Raw genomic sequence first — 16000 nt, forward strand, 5'->3', positions numbered from 1 at the left:
ATGTCTGATCGTGAATCATCCAATGACGGGATTTCCGCCGAGGACCAGAAACGTTGGGAGCGCGTTCGGGAGCGGCTGCGGGCCGAGCTCGGGGACGCCGTCTATAATTCCTGGTTCACGCGCCTCGAGCTCGAACGCCTTGCCAGCGAGACGGCCCATCTCACCGTGCCGACCAAATTCCTGAAAAGCTGGGTTCAGTCGCATTATGCGACGCGCATAAAGGCCCGCGTTTCCGGCGAATTCAAAGGCGTCGAGCGCGTCATCATCGACGTGCGCAGCTCGGCGCGAAAAGCCAGGGCGCGCGACTCCGGCTCCGAGAAGGACTCCGAGGCGACCCCCATCCTCAATGTCGCCGAGAAGACGCCGGCGCCTTTCGACGCGGGGATGGATTCCCTGAACGCCGCCGCGCCGCGCCGCGCGCCGCGTACGCCGGGAATGCGGGGCGAGAGCGACTCCGTCATGGGCTCGCCGCTCGACCGCCGCCTGTCTTTCTCGACTTTCCTCGTCGGTCCGTCGAACCAGCTCGCTTACGCCGCGGCCTGTCGCGTGGCGGAAGCACGTCCCGGCGAAACGCCGATGTTCAATCCGCTCTACGCGCACGCCGCGGTAGGTCTCGGCAAGACGCATCTCCTGCAAGCGCTCGCTCATGCGACCAACGACAATCGCCGACGCGCTGTCTATCTCACGGCCGAGCGATTTATGAGCGGCTTCGTGTCGTCGCTCAACAATCAGACGTCGCTCGCTTTCAAGGAGCGTCTGCGCGCGATCGACATGCTGATCATCGACGACGTGCAATTTCTGCAGGGCAAGTCGATCCAGCAGGAATTCTGTCACACGCTGAACGCGCTGATCGACGCCGGCCGTCAGGTCGTCGTCGCTGCGGACCGGCCGCCGTCCGATCTCGAAACGCTCGACGAACGCGTCCTCTCGCGCTTCAAAGGCGGACTTTGCGTCGATATCGGCCCGCTCGACGAGTCTTTGCGCGTGAAGATTTTGCAGGCGCGCATCGCCGCGGCGCAGGAGACGCAGCCGGGCTTCCATGTGCCGCCAGACGTCATCAGCTATGTCGCGCGAACGATCCTGACGAATGGCCGCGACCTCGAAGGCGCCGTGAATCGCCTTCTGGCGCATGTCACGCTCAATGGCGCGCCGCTCACCGTCGAGACGGCCGAGACCGCGATCCGCGACCTCGTGCGCACGCAGGAGCCCAGGCGCGTCAAGATCGACGACATCCAGAAGCTCGTCGCCTCGCATTACAATATTTCACGCGCGGATATTCTGTCGTCGCGCCGCACGGCGAATGTCGTGCGTCCGCGCCAGATCGCCATGTATCTGTCGAAGCAATTGACGCTGCGCTCGCTCCCGGAGATCGGCCGCCGCTTCGGCGGACGCGATCACACGACCGTGCTGCACGCCGTGCGCAAGATCGAGGAGCTTGTCGCGAAGGACAAGGGCCTTGCGGAAGTAATCGAGTTGCTGAGGCGGATTTTGAGCGAGCAGTAACGGCTTCCGCTTTACCATCATTGCGAGGAGCGTAAGCGACGAAGCAAATCCAGAGCCGCAACAGCTGCTCTGGATTGCCTCGCATCTTGTCGAAGTCGGATATACCCGACGTCGAGCGAATGCTCGCAATGACGATGTGTCGCCTGCGATCGCGCCTACCGTCCCGTCTTCACCATCGTCCAAAGACGGGTGATGAATTTCTGCTCGGGCTGATTGGGCGTGGTGACGGTGAAGAGCCGATGCATCGTTCCTTCGCCGGGATAGACGGAAGGATCGTCGGCGATCGATCTGTCGATCAGCGCGCGCGACGGGCCGACGCCGTTCGCGAAGTTGGTCGCCTTGGTGTTGCGCGCCGCCACATCCGGGCGCAGCAGATAATCGATGAAGAGATAGGCCTCGGCGAGATGCGGGGCGTCGATCGGGATAGCAAGATTATCCAGCGACATCAGGGTGCCTTCGCTCGGGATCGCATAGGCGATCTCGACGTCGGAGCCGGCTTCGCGCGCACGGTTGCGCGCCTGCAGGCTGTCGCCCGCCCAGCCGATCGCGACGCAGATGTCGCCATTGGCGAGCGCGTTGATATATTCGGACGAATGGAATTTCTTGATGAAGCGCCGCAGCCCCGCGAGATGGTCGGCGGCGCGCTTGAGATCGGCTTCGCTCTTCGAGTTGGGATCGAGCTTGAGGTAATTCAGCGTAATCGCGAAAATGTCTTCGGGGCTGTCGAGAACATAGACGCCGCAATCGGCGAGCTTCTTCAGATTTTCGGGTTTGAGCGCCTGGTCCCAGCTCGTGATCGGCCTGCCGATGCGCTCCTTGACCTTCGCGACGTTATAGGCGACGCCGGTCGTGTACCACATATAGTTGATCGCGTGCGCGCTGCCCGGATCGTAAGCGGAGAGCCGTCCGTCGATCTCGGTCCAGATATTGCCGGCGTTGGCGAGACGTTTCCGGTCGATCGGCTGCAGCACGCCCGCCTTGATCTGGCGTTGTAGGAAGGTCGCCGAGGGGACGACAATGTCGTAACCGGTCGCGCCGGCGAGCAGGCGCGACTCGAGCATCTCGTTCGAGTCGTAAGTGTCATAGACGACTTTGACGCCCGTCTCGCGCGTGAAGTCCTCCAGAACGCCCGGGTCGACATAGTCGCTCCAATTGAAAATATTGACGACGCGCTCCGCCGCCGAGGCGGGCGCACAGGCGAGAGCGAACAGAAGGGCGACAAGAATTTTTTTCATGTGCGGGCCGGTGGGCGGCGCGCGCGGCTTGCGCCGCGGGCTGGAGGCGTCAGACTATCATGCTTGCCCTTAGCGCGCTTTCCGCCTGTACGGAATCGCGCAAAGCGCGTTTCAGGGGCGGGAGCGGAGATCGAAGGATGCGATCCGGTATGACGGCAGTCCCGGAAGTCTGCGGTCGGCCAGAGGCGACGCGGCATGTCACGCGCGGCGCGCGGCGTTATTTGCGCGCCTGCGGCTTCGCCGTGATCGGCGAATTGCCTTTGCCCAACGGACGCCGCGCCGATCTGGTGGCGCTCGCGCCGGATGGCGGCTTGCGCATCGTCGAGGTGAAGTCCTCGCAAGAGGATTTTCGCGCCGACCAGAAATGGACTTGGTATCGCGACTATTGCGACCGTTTCTATTTCGCGATCCCCGTCGATCTTGACGCGGGGCCTTTCCCCGAAGACGCCGGCCTCATCGTCGCGGACGCGCATGGGGCCATGGTTGCGCGAGAGGCGCCGGCGCTCCGCCTGCCGCCCGCGAGCCGGAAGGCGATGCTGGTGCGCTTCGGAGCTTTGGCGGCGGAGCGTTATTGCGCGCTGGCCTTCGGGGACGAAAGGCTGGAAGGGTAAGCCCCTTGTTCGCTCAGGACGTCAGCGCGGCGCGCGCTTGGCGAGAATCCGTTGTAGCGTGCGTCGGTGCATATTGAGGCGGCGCGCCGTCTCCGAGACGTTCCGGTCGCAGGATTCGAACACGCGCTGGATATGTTCCCAGCGCACCCGATCCGCCGACATCGGATTTTCCTGGGCGTCGGGTTTGTCGATCGTCGTCGCCATCAGCGCGTGGTAAATCTCATCCGCATCCGCGGGCTTGGCGAGATAGTCGAAGGCGCCGAGCTTCACCGCCGTCACCGCTGTTGCGATATTGCCGTAACCGGTGAGGATGATGCCGCGCGCATCCGGACGCGCTTCCTTGAGTCGCTGGATGACGTCGAGGCCGTTGCCGTCATTGAGACGCATGTCGATGATCGCGAAAGCCGGCGGGACGGATTCGAGCGCTGCGAGACCCTCGGCGACGGTTTCGCATTGCGTGACGACGAAACCGCGCTGCTCCATGGCGCGCGCCAAACGATGCAGGAAGGGCTTGTCGTCGTCCAGGATCAGCAGGGAGCGGTCTTCCGGAAGGCCGGGCGCGGCGAGCGCTTCGGCGTCGTCGTGTTCCGTTTCTCCGATGTCTTCGCGGTTCATGCCCCGATTTCTCCCAGCGTGATTTTTGTCAAAGCCTACTCCAAGGAATCTTTGCCGTCGACCCCGCCCCTAAGCTCCTGACGCCGCGAGCTTCCCGGTGGATATTTCGAGGGCCGGGCGCGGCCAGGTGACCTTCACCACGGCGCCGGTGCGAGGCGGCGAGACATTGTAAGTCTCGACCGTCGCGCCGGAGCGTTCGAGCAGCGTCTTGGCGATGAAAAGGCCAAGGCCGAGGCCGGATTGGCTGTCGTTCTTCGTGCGGCGCTCGGTCGGCCGGCCCCGCAAATAGGGGTCGCCGAGCCTATCGAGAATAGTGGGCGAGAAGCCCGGACCATCGTCCTCGATCAGTATTGTGACGAGGTCGCGCGACCACCAGGCGTCGATGCGCACGCGAGTCTCGGCGAAGTCGATGGCGTTTTCGACGAGATTTCCGAGGCCGTAGAGAATGGCGGGATTGCGCGCCAGCGCCGGCGGAGAGGCGGCGCCGGCGCCGCGCTTGGTGATGTCGAGCTTCACGCCGAATTCGCGCTGCGGCTCGACCACTTCCTCGATCAGCGTGTCGATGGAGAGCACATTCATCATCGTGCCCTGGTCGGCCCCGAGCGAAGCGAGCTTGCCGAGAATCTCGCGGCAGCGGCCGGCCTCCTGGGCCAGCAGGTCGAGATCGTCCTTCAGACCCTCGGCGGGGCATTTGGACGAGGATTTCTGCAGTTCGCGGATGATGAGCGTAATGGTCGCGAGCGGCGTGCCGAGCTCATGCGCGGCCGCGGCCGCCAATCCGTCGAGCTGAGAAAGGTGCTGCTCGCGTTCGAGCACGAGTTCGGTCGCGGCGAGAGCGGTGGCGAGGAGGCGGCCTTCGTCCGAGACGCGGGCCGCGTATAGCGCGATGAAGGCAGCGGAGAGCGCGAGCGAGGCCCAGATGCTGGCGCGATAGAGCAGGGGGAAGCGCAGCGCCTCGTTCTCATACCAGGGCAGGGGCTCGAATTCGACGCACAGGAAGGTCGCGGCGGCGAGCATGGTGATGCCAAGGAACAAGGTCAGGTTGCGCGGCAGCGACACGGCCGAAATCGTCACGGGCGCAAGCAGCAGCATGACGAAAGGATTAGTGACGCCGCCCGTGAGATAGAGCAGGAAGCTCAGTTGAATGAGATCGTAGCTGAGCAGGACCACCGCTTCGAGATCGCTCAGCCGGAACGTGCCGGAAGTGCCGAAGCGCAGACCGAAATTGAGCGTGCCCGACGCGACGATGAAGACGAAGCAGAGGCCGACCGGAAAATCGAAATTCAGGATTAAATAGATGACGAGGCAGGCGATTGTCTGGCCAATGATCGCGATCCATCGCAGGGTGATCAGCGTGCCGACGCGCAAGCGTCTGCTGTCTTCGTCATAGACGTTGGGCCTCATGGCTCCCCCCTTCGCAACGGCCCTCGATCAAGGCGACGCCGGTCAGAGACCGACCCCGCGCGCGGCGCGCCACAGACGCCATTGCCGCCGCAGGGGCGAAGGCTCCGGCAGGCCGCGAAGAGGATCGTAATCTTTCCGCGTCATGCGTTCCAGATAAACGGGAACCAGCGCTGCGGGCAACAAGGCCTCTCTGCCGATTGCGAGGCCGCGCGCGGCGCGGCGCGCGGATTCGTAACGCGCCAGCGCCATATCCCGCAGCTCGGCGAGCGCCGCGCGGAGCGGCGGCGCGTTCGCATGGATCGTCGCGCCGTGCTTCGCCAGCAGGTCGGCGGGGATCAAGGGGCCGGAGGGCCGCCGCAGGACGCGCGCAAGCCCGAGCGCGACGCCCGCATCCTCCATGGCCGGGGAAGGCTCGGCGCCGAGAATGCGCGCCGCCCAGCGCATCGGCGCGGCGCTGGTCATGCGGCAATAGTCTTCGAGCGTCCCCACATCCGGCATCTGGTCGTCGTAGAGATCGGCGACGTGAGCGTCGGCCAAGGCGGTCAGCTCGTCGAGCGGAAGCGAAAAACGCCGCATCGTGTCGAGGAGCGCATCGGCGACGGGATGGGCGCGCGCGGCTTCCGAGTCCGGACCGGAGAGAGCGTCGGTCCACCAGCGCAGGCGCATTTCGCCGAGCAAAGGCTGCGAGACCTTGGCGGGCGCCTCCGCGCATTCCTGCGCGAAGGCGTAGACGGCGTGGATATGCCGGCGCGCCGGATGCGGCGCGAAGAGGCTCGCCAGCCAGACGTCGCGGTCGCGTTCGCGCAGTTGCGCCTCGCAGATCGCATAATGGTCTGGCGCGGCCGCGTCCATCAGACGGCGATCAAAAGCGCGCCGACTCGCCGGCCTTCGTCGAGAAGCATGTTGTATGTGCGAACGGCCGCGCCCGTCGCCATGGTTTCGCAGCCGACGCCGGCGTCGCGCAGGCGCGCGCGCAGCGGCGATGCGAGCGGCATGAGATCCTTGCCCGTTCCGACTATGAAAAGGTCCAGGCCGCCGCTGTCGCTCAGCGCGAGATCGATGGTCGCGGCGTCGATCTCTTTCCAGCTCGCCGTGGCGATGGCGCGGACGCCGGTCGGCAAAGCGAGGATCGAACCGCGATGCGACATGTCGGCGAAGCGAAAGCCGCCATCGCCATAGTCGTCGATCCTGAAACGGCCCGGGACATAGCCCTGGGGGGCGGTCATGACGTCCGTCTTTTCGCTTGCGGCCTATCGCTTCCGGCGGCTCGTCGATTTCGATTTGCCGGCGGGCTTCGTCGCCGGGCGCTTGGGCGCGGCCGGCACGGGCGCGTCGCCAATGTCGTCCGACATGGACGCGGCGTAGAGTTCGGCCGATCCGTCATATTCGGTTTCGGCCCCGTCTTCGGGCTCCTGCTCCTGCTCGGCCTTGCGGTCCACGTCGTCGTTGCGCAGGCCGAGATAGATCAGCATGGGCGAGCAGATGAAGATGGAGGAGTAAGTCGCGACGAAAATGCCCCAGATCATCGCGAGCGAGAAGGAGCGAATGACCTGGCCGCCGAAGAAGACGAGCGCGAAAAGGGCGAGCATGACGGTCGTCGCCGTCATGATGGTGCGCGGCAGCACGGCGTTGATCGACATATCGATCATCTGCGCCGTCGCCATTTTCTTGTATTTGCGCATATTCTCGCGAATACGGTCGAGCACGACGACGGTCTCGTTGAGCGAATAGCCGACGATGGTGAGAATGGCCGCGATCGACGTCGTGTTGAATTCGAGCTGCGTGATCGAGAAGAAGCCGACCGTCAGCAACAGATCGTGCATCGTTGCGATCACGGCGCCGATGGCGAACTGCCACTCGAAGCGGAACCAGAGATAGGTGAGCACGGCGATGATCGAGAGGACGACGCCGAGCGTGCCCGACTGAACCAGCTCGTTCGAAACGCGCGGACCGACGACCTCGACGCGGCGCAGCTCATATTGCTCGCCCACGGCGCCGCGGACCTTCTCGACCGCCGCCTGCTGAGCCGCGTCTCCGCCGGCTTGCAGACCGAAACGCAGCGTGGCGTCGGCGGCGTTGCCGAAGGCTTGAACTTCGATGTCGCCGAGCTTGAGATTCTCGCCCAGCATGCGCAGCGTCCCGACTTCCGCCGCGCCAGACTTGGCGCGCAGCTCGATGACGGTGCCGCCCGCGAAGTCGATGCCGAAATTCATGCCCCTGAAGATGAAGAGCGCGACGGCGATGAGCGACAGCAGGGCCGAGAAGGGATAGCTCACGCGCCGGAAGCGCATGAACGGGAATTTCGTATTCTCCGGAGCGAGGCGCAGGAGTTTCATCGTTTCATTCGCCTCTTAGATCGGCAGCTTCGTCGGACGCGCATAGTGATACCAGACCGCGATCATCATGCGGGTCATGGTCACGGCGGTGACGATGGTCGTGAGAATGCCGAGCGCCAGCGACACGGCGAAGCCGCGCACCGGGCCGGTGCCCAGGAAATAGAGGATCGCCGCGGCGACGAACATCGTGACGTTCGAGTCGACGATGGTCGCGAAGGCGCGGTTGAAGCCGGCGTCGAGCGAGGCGAGGATAGAGCGGCCCGCGTGGTTCTCCTCGCGTATGCGCTCATAGATCAGCACGTTCGAGTCCACCGCCATGCCGATCGTCAGAACGATGCCGGCGATGCCGGGCAAGGTCAGAGTCGAGCCGAGCAGCACGAGGCCCGCGAAGATGAACGCGATATGGACGAAGAGCGCGAGATTCGCGAAGATCCCGAACACGCCGTAGGTGATGAGCATGTAGACGACGACGAGGCCCGCGCCGACATAGGCGGCGCGCTTGCCGGCGTCGATCGAGTCCTGGCCGAGGCCGGGGCCAACCGTGCGTTCCTCGACGATGTTGAGCTTGGCGGGCAGGGCGCCGGCGCGCAGCAGGATGGCGAGATTATTCGCCTGCTCAACTGAGAAGCGGCCGGAAATCTGGCCGGAGCCGCCGGTGATCGGCGTGAGAATGCGCGGCGCCGAGATCACCTTGTTGTCGAGCACGATGGCGAAGAGGCGGCCGACATTCTTCGACGTGACGTCGCCGAATTTCTGCGCGCCGCGAATGTTGAAGCGGAAATTGACGACGGGCTCGCCGCTGCGCTGCTGGTCGAAGCCGGGCTGGGCGTCGGTGAGGTCTTCGCCCTGCACCATGACCTGCTTCTCGATCGGCAGCTTCTGCTGATCCTCGACCTGCTCCAATTCCTCGACTTCGGCGGGGTTCTGGCCCGGCTCGGCGACGAGGCGGAATTCCAGCTTCGCGGTCTGGCCGAGAATTTCCTTGAGCGTCTGCGGATCCTGAAGGCCCGGAACCTGCACCAGCACCCGGTCGTCGCCCTGGCGCTGGATCGAGGGTTCGCGCGTGCCAAGCGCGTCGACGCGGCGGCGGATGACTTCAATCGACTGCTCGACGGCCTTGCGCGACTTGTCGCGAAGGCCCGCGTCCGTGACCGTGATGCGGACCAGCCCCTCCGGCGTCGTCTCGACCTCGAGCGGCGTCTGGCCGCCAATATTGGAGCTGAAGCTGTTGCGCAGGAGGCGGAATTTGGGAAGGATCTTTTCGCGGTCCGCTTCGTCGGCGACGCGAACCTGCACGCCGCGCGGCGTGGTTCCAATGCCGCCCGTGATCGCCACCTTCTCCTCGCGGAGAATGCGGCGGACGTCGTCGCGCAGATTCTTGATCTGCGTCGAAATCAGATCCGCCTGATCGACCTCCAGCATGACATGGGAGCCGCCCTGAAGATCGAGGCCGAGCACAATGGTCGGCGGCATGAGCCAGGAGGGCAGCCGCGACGCGAGCGCCTGATAATTCGACGGCGACAACGTGCTCGGCGCCACCACGAGGATGGCGGCGAGCGTCATCGCCACGATTGCAAGGAATTTCCAGGTCGAGAATCGCAGCATCGTGTCGCTATTTGGTCAGAGAGATCGGGCGCGCGCGAAAGGCCGTCCGTTTTCGGGCTCAGCCGTCGATCAGGACTTCGCCTTCGGCTGGGACGGTTTGGCGGGGGCTTTCTCCGCCGCCGGGGCCGGCGCGTCCTTCACGGGCTCGCCCTTGCTGCGCACTTCCGCAACGGCTGAGCGCAGGAGACGGATGCGCGTGTTCTGCGCGATCTCGAGTTCGATCTCATTCTCGTCGATCGCCCTCGTGACCTTGCCGACGAGGCCGCCGCTCGTGACGATCGTGTCGCCGCGACGGACGTTGCGCAGCGCCTCCAGCGCCGCTTTCTCGCGGCGCGCGCGCGGGCGAATGACCAGAATGTAGACGATGCCCATCACCACGAAAACGGGCACGAGCTGCGCCATGAGATCAGGCAGGGACGGCGGCTGGGCCGGGTCGGGGCCGTTGGCGCCTGTGCCCGACTGCGTCGCCGTCGGGGCGGTGGGCGGCGTCGGGGCGGCGGGCGCGGGAGCCGCCGGGGCCGGCTGTTCGGTTTGCGCCATGGCGTCCGTGATCAGTTTCATCGCAGCGTCTCTGGTGTGGCGGCGCGACGCGCGTGATCGGCGTCGGCAGGCGTCGGAATGGGCGCGGACTATAGCCGCTCGACTTACGAAAGCAATGCCGGATGGCGCTGTTTCGGGCGCGTCTACCGGTGGTTGGCGCCTGGGTCGCGCGCCTGGCGGCCGGTCCGGCGCGTCGGAGTGACGAACCGAAGGGGCCTGCCGACGTTCACCCATGGTTCAGGCGATCGCGCCGATGCTCGTTACAAGCTTTGACGGTAATTCGCCGTCAGACCGTCACCAGGGAGAATACGATGTTCAAAAAGATCGCATGCGCGGGCCTCGCAGCAGGCCTTCTTCTCACGTCTCCCGCGGCGCTGGCCGGCGGCTGGGGTCATGGCGGCGGGGGTCATGGCGGTTGGGGGCATGGCGGCGGTTGGGGGCATGGCGGCGGCTGGGGTCATGGGGGGCATGGCTGGCATGGCGGCTATTGGGGCGGCCGAGGCGCCTGGCATGGCGGCTATGGCTGGCGCGGCGGCGGATATTACGCGCGCCCCTATGGCTGGACGGGCGGTCACGGCGGCGCCTGCTGGCGCTGGTGGTATGGCCGTTGGGTCTGGGCCTGCTGACGAGGCGTCGGGCCAAAGCAGACATATGGGTTTCGATAGAGGCAGAGTTGTCCGTCGCCGCGAGGGGACGGGATCGTCGCGCGCCGTAAAAGGGCTGGAAAGGACGTAGAATGGGAGTCGTGAGAAATTCGGCGCTGATCGTCGCCGCCATGGGCGCCTTGGCGTGGTCGGGGATCGCGCTGGCGCAGGGCTATGGCGGCGGATACGGCGGCGGAAGAGGCGACTATGACGATGGGCGCGGCGGCTATGATGATGGGCGGAGCGGCTCCTACGAAGGAGCCGGCGCGCGCGGCCAAGGCGGCGGCCAGGGCGGCTGGGATTATGGCGACCAGGGAGGCTATGGCGACCAGGGCCGCGACGGGCGCGGCTATGGCGACCGCGACGGTCAGCGCTATGGCGATCCGGGCCGCGGCTATCCGCGCCCCGGCTGGGGCGGACCTGGCCCCGGTCCCGGAGGCCCCGGCCCCGGCGGTCAGCGCTGGTGGCGCGGCCGCTGGTGGGCGCCGGGCGTCGGCTCATGCTGGCGCTGGAGCCCCTGGCGCCAGAACTGGAAATGGGTTTGTTATTGAGGGAGGCCGCGCCGGACGGGCTCGCGAGCGTTTCGGCGGAATCGCCTCAACGCTGCAATGACGGACGGATTGCGGTAGAAAGCCAGAGCGCGCGTCACGCGAAAACAGGTCTTCTGTTTTGGGCGCGCGCTACGCCTCCAGCTCTCGCGCCAGGGCGCGCATGAATTCTACGCAGGCGGCCAGTTCCGACACGTCGACATATTCGTCGGGCTGATGCGCCTGATCGATCCGTCCGGGCCCGCAGACGACGGTTGGCACGCCCGCGCGCTGGAAATGCCCCGCCTCGGTGGCGTAAGGGACAGCGATCGTATTGTTGCGGCGGGCAAGCCGGAGGGCGAGCGTTTCCGCGGCCGATCCCGGCTGGGGCGACAGGCCGGGCACTTTGACCAGCGTGTCGAGATCGACCCCGCATTGGGGAAAATCCGCGAAGACCGTTTTGCGCAAATTCTCGACATAAGGCGCGAGCCGGTTCTGCGCGAGCATGGGATCGGCGTTTGGAAGGCCGCGAAACTCCCATTCGAATTCGCAGTCCTTGGCCACGATGTTGCGCGCCGTCCCGCCCTTGATGACCCCGACATGGACCGTCGAAAAGGGCGGATCGAAACGGCCGGAAGGGTCGCCCTCGGCGCGAATCTCGTCGCCGATGCGCTCGAGCTCCGTCACCAGCCGACAGGCGACGTGAACGGCGCTGACGCCGCGATGCAGATTGGCCGAGTGAATCTCGAAGCCGCGCACGCGCGTCAGATGGGTCGTGACGCTCTTATGCGCGTCGGCGACCTGCATCGAGGTCGGCTCGCCGACAATGACCGCATTCGGCCGGGGAAGATCGACGCCGAGCCGCGCGATCATATCGAGCGGGCCGAGGCAGGTCGTCTCCTCATCATAGCTGAGGAGAATATGAATGGGGCGCGTCAGCGCCGCCTTCTTGAATTCCGGGATCATCGCCAGGGCGACGGCGCCGAAGCCTTTCATGTCCACCGCGCCGCGTCCGTACAGCCGGCCGCCGTCGCGCCGCAGCGTGAAAGGATCGGAGGTCCATTCCTGCCCCTCGACCGGCACGACGTCGGTGTGGCCGGAGAGCACCACGCCGCCTTCCCTCATCGGCCCGATGGTGGCGAATATGGCCGCCTTGTCGCCTGCGGCGTTCGGCGCGCGCGAGAAGGCGATCTTCTGCTCCCGCAGATAGCTCTCGATGAAATCGATCAGCGGGATGTTCGACTTCGAGCTTTCGGTGTCGAAAGCGACGAGCCGGGCGGTCATGTCGATTGCGCGGTCGAGATCGTCCATCAATTCAACGTGGGATTGGACATCGGACTGTCGAGCGAGAAGGCGGGAACCTCGACGTCGAAAGTTTCGCCCGAATCCGTGACCATCCGATAACTGCCCTGCATCATCCCCGAGGGAGTCGTCAGCGGACAACCGGACGCATAGCGGAAGGTCTCGCCAGGCTCGAGCACCGGCTGCTCGCCGATCACGCCCGGCCCGCGCACCTCCTCCCGGCGGCCATTGGCGTCGATGATGACCCAATGGCGCGACAGGAGCTGCACGCGGGCGCGTCCGAGATTGGCGATTTCGATCGTGTAAGACCAGAAGAACCGGCCTTGGTCGGGATCGGACCGGTCGGGCAGAAAGTCCGGCAGGGCCGTTACCTGTATGTCTCTGGTGATGGCGATGTACATGGCGGGACGGAGCTTAGAACGGCTTTGCGGAAAGGGGAACGCCAAACTGCAAGCGCTATGCCGCAGCTTTGTCCGTCAGCTTTGTGACAGATTCGCCACATCGCGCTTATTTCAGGCGCGAGCGCGAGAATTGGGCTTGGTCTCTGGCGAAGCATGGAGGACAAGTAACTGCTAAATCTGTCCCATCGGGCTTTTAGATGCGTTATTCGTCCCTGCGAGTTCTGCTGCTTGCGCTGGCTATGGTCTTGCAGGCCGTCGCCGGAGGCTGGGGCGTCGCGCATGCGTCCATGGACGGACAGAGAAACGTCGTCTCCCCGCATTGCTCCAAGATCGCTGACTCTCGTGAAGACTCCGGCGACGCAAACCGCGGGAGCATTCGCCATCATTGTCAATCTTGCTGCCTATGCGGCGACGCCCCGGCTGACTGTATCGACAATGTGACGTGGGAGACGATCGATCTGCGCGGCTCGACGGCCGCAGACTTCGATCTCCCGAATATCTCGGCGCCTGTCGCAAGACTCATTCAGGGCCGACGGGCGCGCGGACCGCCCAGGATCGCAGCGATCGCTTAGAAGCCGCACAGGACCGCCGACGCCGGCCGTTCGGTTCAAAGCCAGTCACGCCTGCAGCCATTCTTCCAGCCTTGCCTCGCGCCCGCCGCTCCCCAACGAGGGTTGCGCAATCGCCGACGCACAAGGAAAATCAACGATGATCCGTCGCTCTCACCTTTTTGGCGGCGCAGCCGTCAACGCGCTCTGCCTGATCCTCTCAAGCGCGGCCGTCGCCCAGCAGTCCTTGCCGACCATCAATGTCGGCGCCGCGCGTGGTCCCGCCCGGCCCGGCCCGACGACCGCCGCCCGCACGACGGCGGCCCGCCCTTACGTCGCGCCGCGCATGACGACCCCCGCCGGCTCGCTTTCCACCTCGGCGAATCCGGATCTCGCAGCCGCGCCGGGCTTCAGCCCCCAGAAATTGGCCATGCCGGTTTATCGCCAGCCGACCGGCCAGACTTTCACGACGTTGCGGAGCGAGGATTTCCGCACCACGCCGATCGTTACCGTCCGCGAGTTGCTGCAATATAGTCCCGGCGTGTCCTTCAAGCAGGGCAACGGCCCGCGCGACATCGTGATCTCGATCCGCGGCTCCTCCGCCCGCAATGGCTTTGGCGTGCGCAACATCGTTTTGCTAGAAGACGGTTTTTCCGTCACGCAGCCCGACGGCCTCTCTCGCACGGACCTCACCGACCCGCACGCTTATGCGGGCGTCGACGTCTATCGCGGTCCGTCCTCCGCCCTTTTCGGCAATTTCGCCAATGGGGGCGCCATCAATTTCCGCACTCGGACGGGCGCTGAGATCGATGGCGTGGATTACGGCGCGGAGTTCGGCTCCTACGGCTATCTCAACAATTTTGCGGCGATCGGCAAAAAAATCGGCAATGTCGACATCGCGGTCTTTGCGAGCGACGTGCGCTCCGACGGCTGGACCTTCCATTCCCGCAGCGACACGCAGACGGTTAACGCGACCGCGCGCTGGCAGGTGACGCCGAACGATCTGCTCACCTTCAAATTCATCCACAACCAGCTCTATGGCGATCTATCGTCCCGCCTGTCGCTCGCCCAATATTATCTCAATCCCTTCCAGCGCGGATGTTACGTGCTGCCCCAGGCCGGAAATGCGTCCTTTGCGGCTCAAGGATGGTGCGGTAACGCCAACGTGCCGATCAACGGCCTCAACGGAACCGGACAGGTCAATTACCGCACGACCGCCTTCCTCGCGGGTTTCGACCGCAACGACCGCCGCGATGTGCTCGGCCTGCGCTGGGAGCATGACTTCGACGCCAACACCAAGTGGCGCACGCAGGTCATCTACGACGACAAGAACATCATCCAGCCGACCGGCGGGACGGCAGCGCTTCAGGACGAACCGGCGGTGAACGCCAGCACCGACGTCACGCAGGTCGGCACCCTCGCCGGCTTCGAGGCGCGCCATTTCGCCGGGCTCTATTTTAATCGCACGCGCTATACGAGCTACACGAACAACACGCTCTTCGTCGGCGACGGCGCCACCGGCGCGCTCCAGGCCAAGCAGAACGCCATGATGCAGAATCTCGGCGCGCGCGGCCGCGAGGAGGTCGCGCTCTCCAAGGATGTGACCATGGTGCTCGGCCTCGCCTCCGAGATGACCAAGATCGCCGCCTGGCAGGAGACGTTCAGCTACATCCCCACGGGCGCGCGCGCCGCGCAGCCGGCGAGTTGGACCGGGGTTCCCGTCAACAAGACTTATTGGAACTTCGGGCCGGAAGCCTCAGTGACGTGGCGCGCTACGCCCGAGCTTCTCACCCATTTCCGCGCGTCGAGCGGCTACGGCACGCCGAATCCCGGTCAGCTCTTCGTCACCCAGCAGGGCGTCAACGGGCCGAATGTCGACCTGAAGACCCAGCGCAACACGGGTATCGACATCGGCTTCGACTGGCGGCCGCAGGAAACTCTCCTCCTGAGCCTGACCGGCTTCCACGAGTGGTATCAGAACGAGCAGCTCACCCAGGCGCCTGGCGCCGGTCTGCAGAACTATACGTTCAACGCGCCAGGCTCGGTGCATCGCGGCGTGGAGGCGCTGCTCGACTGGCGGCCTATCGAGGGTTGGCGCTTCATGGCCAACTACTCTTACAACAACCAGATCTTCACGCAGTTTACGGAGCTTCTCGGCACCGCCAATCCTGGTGGACGGACGGGATATTTCGACCGCTCGGGTTACAAAATTCCGAACGTCGCGCCGCACACCGCTACGGCGCGGATCTCCTACGATCAGCCCTATGGCGACTTCAAAGGCCTCGGCGCCTTTGTGGAATACAACTACCAGAGCTCCTATTTTCTCGATAACGGCAATGTGCTGACGATTCCGAGCTACGGCCTCGTCAACGCCAATCTTCACCTCGATCGCGACGTCGAGTTGGGTTGGCTGAAGCATGTCACCGCCTATTTCGAGGTGCGCAACATCCTCGACCAGAATTGGGTGGCTTCGGCCAACAACATCCAGAACTCGGTGTCCCTCGTGAATGGCGCCGTCGTCCAGAACGGCTACGCGCAACTCGCGCTAAACGGCACGGGTTCGATCTATGCGGGCAATCCGCGTCTCTTCCAAGGCGGCGTGCGGTTCAAATTCTAAGGAAGCAGACGCCGCGCACTTTTTGAGGCATGCGGCGTCTTGCCGCAACGAAGTAAGCCGTCTCGGCAAGCGCCTGCTTGCCGAGACGGCTTCTTTTTGCTTGTATGAATGT

The 16000-nt window shown here is 64.8% G+C and carries 16 protein-coding genes; 6 read left to right on the forward strand and 10 right to left on the reverse strand.

Going from position 1 to position 16000, the window contains the following annotated elements; translation table 11 throughout:
* Window positions 1-1503: a chromosomal replication initiator protein DnaA gene (dnaA, locus tag MMG94_RS00005; RefSeq protein WP_040578885.1), complete on the forward strand. Its 1503-nt coding sequence runs from the start codon at window positions 1-3 to the stop codon at window positions 1501-1503.
* Window positions 1504-1658: 155 nt separating this feature from the next.
* On the opposite strand, the gene MMG94_RS00010 is transcribed toward dnaA, so the two are convergent.
* Window positions 1659-2738 (reverse strand): polyamine ABC transporter substrate-binding protein, encoded by a 1080-nt coding sequence (locus MMG94_RS00010; protein ID WP_016918413.1) that lies wholly within the window; start codon window positions 2736-2738, stop codon window positions 1659-1661.
* A 149-nt stretch (window positions 2739-2887) separates the two neighbouring features.
* On the opposite strand from MMG94_RS00010, the gene MMG94_RS00015 reads away from it, so the two are divergent.
* Window positions 2888-3349 (forward strand): MmcB family DNA repair protein, encoded by a 462-nt coding sequence (locus MMG94_RS00015; RefSeq protein WP_016918414.1) that lies wholly within the window; start codon window positions 2888-2890, stop codon window positions 3347-3349.
* Between the two features lie 21 nt (window positions 3350-3370).
* Here the strand turns inward: MMG94_RS00015 and MMG94_RS00020 are convergent, their stop codons facing one another.
* The 7 genes from MMG94_RS00020 to yajC form a co-directional block, all read right to left on the reverse strand.
* On the reverse strand, window positions 3371-3964 hold the full coding sequence (locus tag MMG94_RS00020; protein WP_016918415.1) for an ActR/PrrA/RegA family redox response regulator transcription factor: 594 nt from the start codon (window positions 3962-3964) through the stop codon (window positions 3371-3373).
* A 69-nt stretch (window positions 3965-4033) separates the two neighbouring features.
* Window positions 4034-5368, reverse strand: a complete 1335-nt coding sequence (locus tag MMG94_RS00025) for an ActS/PrrB/RegB family redox-sensitive histidine kinase (protein ID WP_016918416.1) — start codon at window positions 5366-5368, stop codon at window positions 4034-4036.
* 42 nt (window positions 5369-5410) lie between these two features.
* On the reverse strand, window positions 5411-6220 hold the full coding sequence (locus MMG94_RS00030) for a phytoene/squalene synthase family protein (RefSeq protein WP_016918417.1): 810 nt from the start codon (window positions 6218-6220) through the stop codon (window positions 5411-5413).
* The gene (locus MMG94_RS00035; RefSeq protein WP_016918418.1) at window positions 6220-6594 is read right to left on the reverse strand and encodes an Mth938-like domain-containing protein; all 375 of its coding nucleotides are present in this window, start codon (window positions 6592-6594) and stop codon (window positions 6220-6222) included. The genes MMG94_RS00030 and MMG94_RS00035 overlap by 1 nt, the downstream gene beginning before the upstream one ends.
* 24 nt (window positions 6595-6618) lie before the next feature.
* Window positions 6619-7704 (reverse strand): protein translocase subunit SecF, encoded by a 1086-nt coding sequence (gene secF, locus MMG94_RS00040; protein ID WP_016918419.1) that lies wholly within the window; start codon window positions 7702-7704, stop codon window positions 6619-6621.
* Between the two features lie 15 nt (window positions 7705-7719).
* A complete protein-coding gene (secD, locus tag MMG94_RS00045; protein ID WP_016918420.1) occupies window positions 7720-9309 on the reverse strand; it encodes a protein translocase subunit SecD in 1590 nt (529 codons plus the stop codon).
* A gap of 69 nt (window positions 9310-9378) precedes the next feature.
* Complete coding sequence (gene yajC / locus MMG94_RS00050) at window positions 9379-9870, reverse strand: preprotein translocase subunit YajC (RefSeq protein ID WP_016918421.1); 492 nt, start codon at window positions 9868-9870, stop codon at window positions 9379-9381.
* Window positions 9871-10160: 290 nt separating this feature from the next.
* Here yajC and MMG94_RS00055 point away from each other — a divergent pair, with 290 nt between their 5' ends.
* Together MMG94_RS00055 and MMG94_RS00060 are read left to right on the forward strand one after the other, a co-directional pair.
* Window positions 10161-10475, forward strand: a complete 315-nt coding sequence (locus MMG94_RS00055; protein WP_154420125.1) for a hypothetical protein — start codon at window positions 10161-10163, stop codon at window positions 10473-10475.
* A 110-nt stretch (window positions 10476-10585) separates the two neighbouring features.
* A complete protein-coding gene (locus tag MMG94_RS00060; protein ID WP_026016033.1) occupies window positions 10586-11044 on the forward strand; it encodes a hypothetical protein in 459 nt (152 codons plus the stop codon).
* Window positions 11045-11173: 129 nt separating this feature from the next.
* Here MMG94_RS00060 and argE read toward each other — a convergent pair whose 3' ends face one another.
* Both argE and apaG read right to left on the reverse strand, forming a co-directional pair.
* The gene (gene argE / locus MMG94_RS00065) at window positions 11174-12331 is read right to left on the reverse strand and encodes an acetylornithine deacetylase (RefSeq protein WP_016918423.1); all 1158 of its coding nucleotides are present in this window, start codon (window positions 12329-12331) and stop codon (window positions 11174-11176) included.
* A complete protein-coding gene (gene apaG / locus MMG94_RS00070; protein WP_016918424.1) occupies window positions 12331-12723 on the reverse strand; it encodes a Co2+/Mg2+ efflux protein ApaG in 393 nt (130 codons plus the stop codon). Before apaG ends, argE begins: the two co-directional genes overlap by 1 nt.
* A gap of 197 nt (window positions 12724-12920) precedes the next feature.
* On the opposite strand from apaG, the gene MMG94_RS00075 reads away from it, so the two are divergent.
* Both MMG94_RS00075 and MMG94_RS00080 read left to right on the forward strand, forming a co-directional pair.
* A complete protein-coding gene (locus tag MMG94_RS00075) occupies window positions 12921-13295 on the forward strand; it encodes a hypothetical protein (RefSeq protein WP_154420123.1) in 375 nt (124 codons plus the stop codon).
* 136 nt (window positions 13296-13431) lie between these two features.
* Window positions 13432-15888, forward strand: a complete 2457-nt coding sequence (locus tag MMG94_RS00080) for a TonB-dependent receptor family protein (protein WP_016918426.1) — start codon at window positions 13432-13434, stop codon at window positions 15886-15888.
* The last annotated feature ends 112 nt before the right edge of the window (window positions 15889-16000 follow it).

This window comes from Methylocystis parvus OBBP (assembly GCF_027571405.1).
Taxonomy (GTDB): Bacteria; Pseudomonadota; Alphaproteobacteria; order Rhizobiales; family Beijerinckiaceae; genus Methylocystis; species Methylocystis parva.

What these genes read in the sequence shown, in the direction of transcription:
- argE (WP_016918423.1), bottom strand. Translation starts at nt 12,331, where the DNA reads ATGGACGATCTCGACCGCGCAATCGACATGACCGCCCGGCTCGTCGCT.
- MMG94_RS00025 (WP_016918416.1), bottom strand. Translation starts at nt 5,368, where the DNA reads ATGAGGCCCAACGTCTATGACGAAGACAGCAGACGCTTGCGCGTCGGC.
- MMG94_RS00075 (WP_154420123.1), top strand. Translation starts at nt 12,921, where the DNA reads ATGCGTTATTCGTCCCTGCGAGTTCTGCTGCTTGCGCTGGCTATGGTC.
- MMG94_RS00020 (WP_016918415.1), bottom strand. Translation starts at nt 3,964, where the DNA reads ATGAACCGCGAAGACATCGGAGAAACGGAACACGACGACGCCGAAGCG.
- MMG94_RS00030 (WP_016918417.1), bottom strand. Translation starts at nt 6,220, where the DNA reads ATGGACGCGGCCGCGCCAGACCATTATGCGATCTGCGAGGCGCAACTG.
- MMG94_RS00010 (WP_016918413.1), bottom strand. Translation starts at nt 2,738, where the DNA reads ATGAAAAAAATTCTTGTCGCCCTTCTGTTCGCTCTCGCCTGTGCGCCC.
- MMG94_RS00015 (WP_016918414.1), top strand. Translation starts at nt 2,888, where the DNA reads ATGACGGCAGTCCCGGAAGTCTGCGGTCGGCCAGAGGCGACGCGGCAT.
- MMG94_RS00035 (WP_016918418.1), bottom strand. Translation starts at nt 6,594, where the DNA reads ATGACCGCCCCCCAGGGCTATGTCCCGGGCCGTTTCAGGATCGACGAC.
- apaG (WP_016918424.1), bottom strand. Translation starts at nt 12,723, where the DNA reads ATGTACATCGCCATCACCAGAGACATACAGGTAACGGCCCTGCCGGAC.
- yajC (WP_016918421.1), bottom strand. Translation starts at nt 9,870, where the DNA reads ATGAAACTGATCACGGACGCCATGGCGCAAACCGAACAGCCGGCCCCG.
- secF (WP_016918419.1), bottom strand. Translation starts at nt 7,704, where the DNA reads ATGAAACTCCTGCGCCTCGCTCCGGAGAATACGAAATTCCCGTTCATG.
- secD (WP_016918420.1), bottom strand. Translation starts at nt 9,309, where the DNA reads ATGCTGCGATTCTCGACCTGGAAATTCCTTGCAATCGTGGCGATGACG.
- MMG94_RS00055 (WP_154420125.1), top strand. Translation starts at nt 10,161, where the DNA reads ATGTTCAAAAAGATCGCATGCGCGGGCCTCGCAGCAGGCCTTCTTCTC.
- MMG94_RS00080 (WP_016918426.1), top strand. Translation starts at nt 13,432, where the DNA reads ATGATCCGTCGCTCTCACCTTTTTGGCGGCGCAGCCGTCAACGCGCTC.
- dnaA (WP_040578885.1), top strand. Translation starts at nt 1, where the DNA reads ATGTCTGATCGTGAATCATCCAATGACGGGATTTCCGCCGAGGACCAG.
- MMG94_RS00060 (WP_026016033.1), top strand. Translation starts at nt 10,586, where the DNA reads ATGGGAGTCGTGAGAAATTCGGCGCTGATCGTCGCCGCCATGGGCGCC.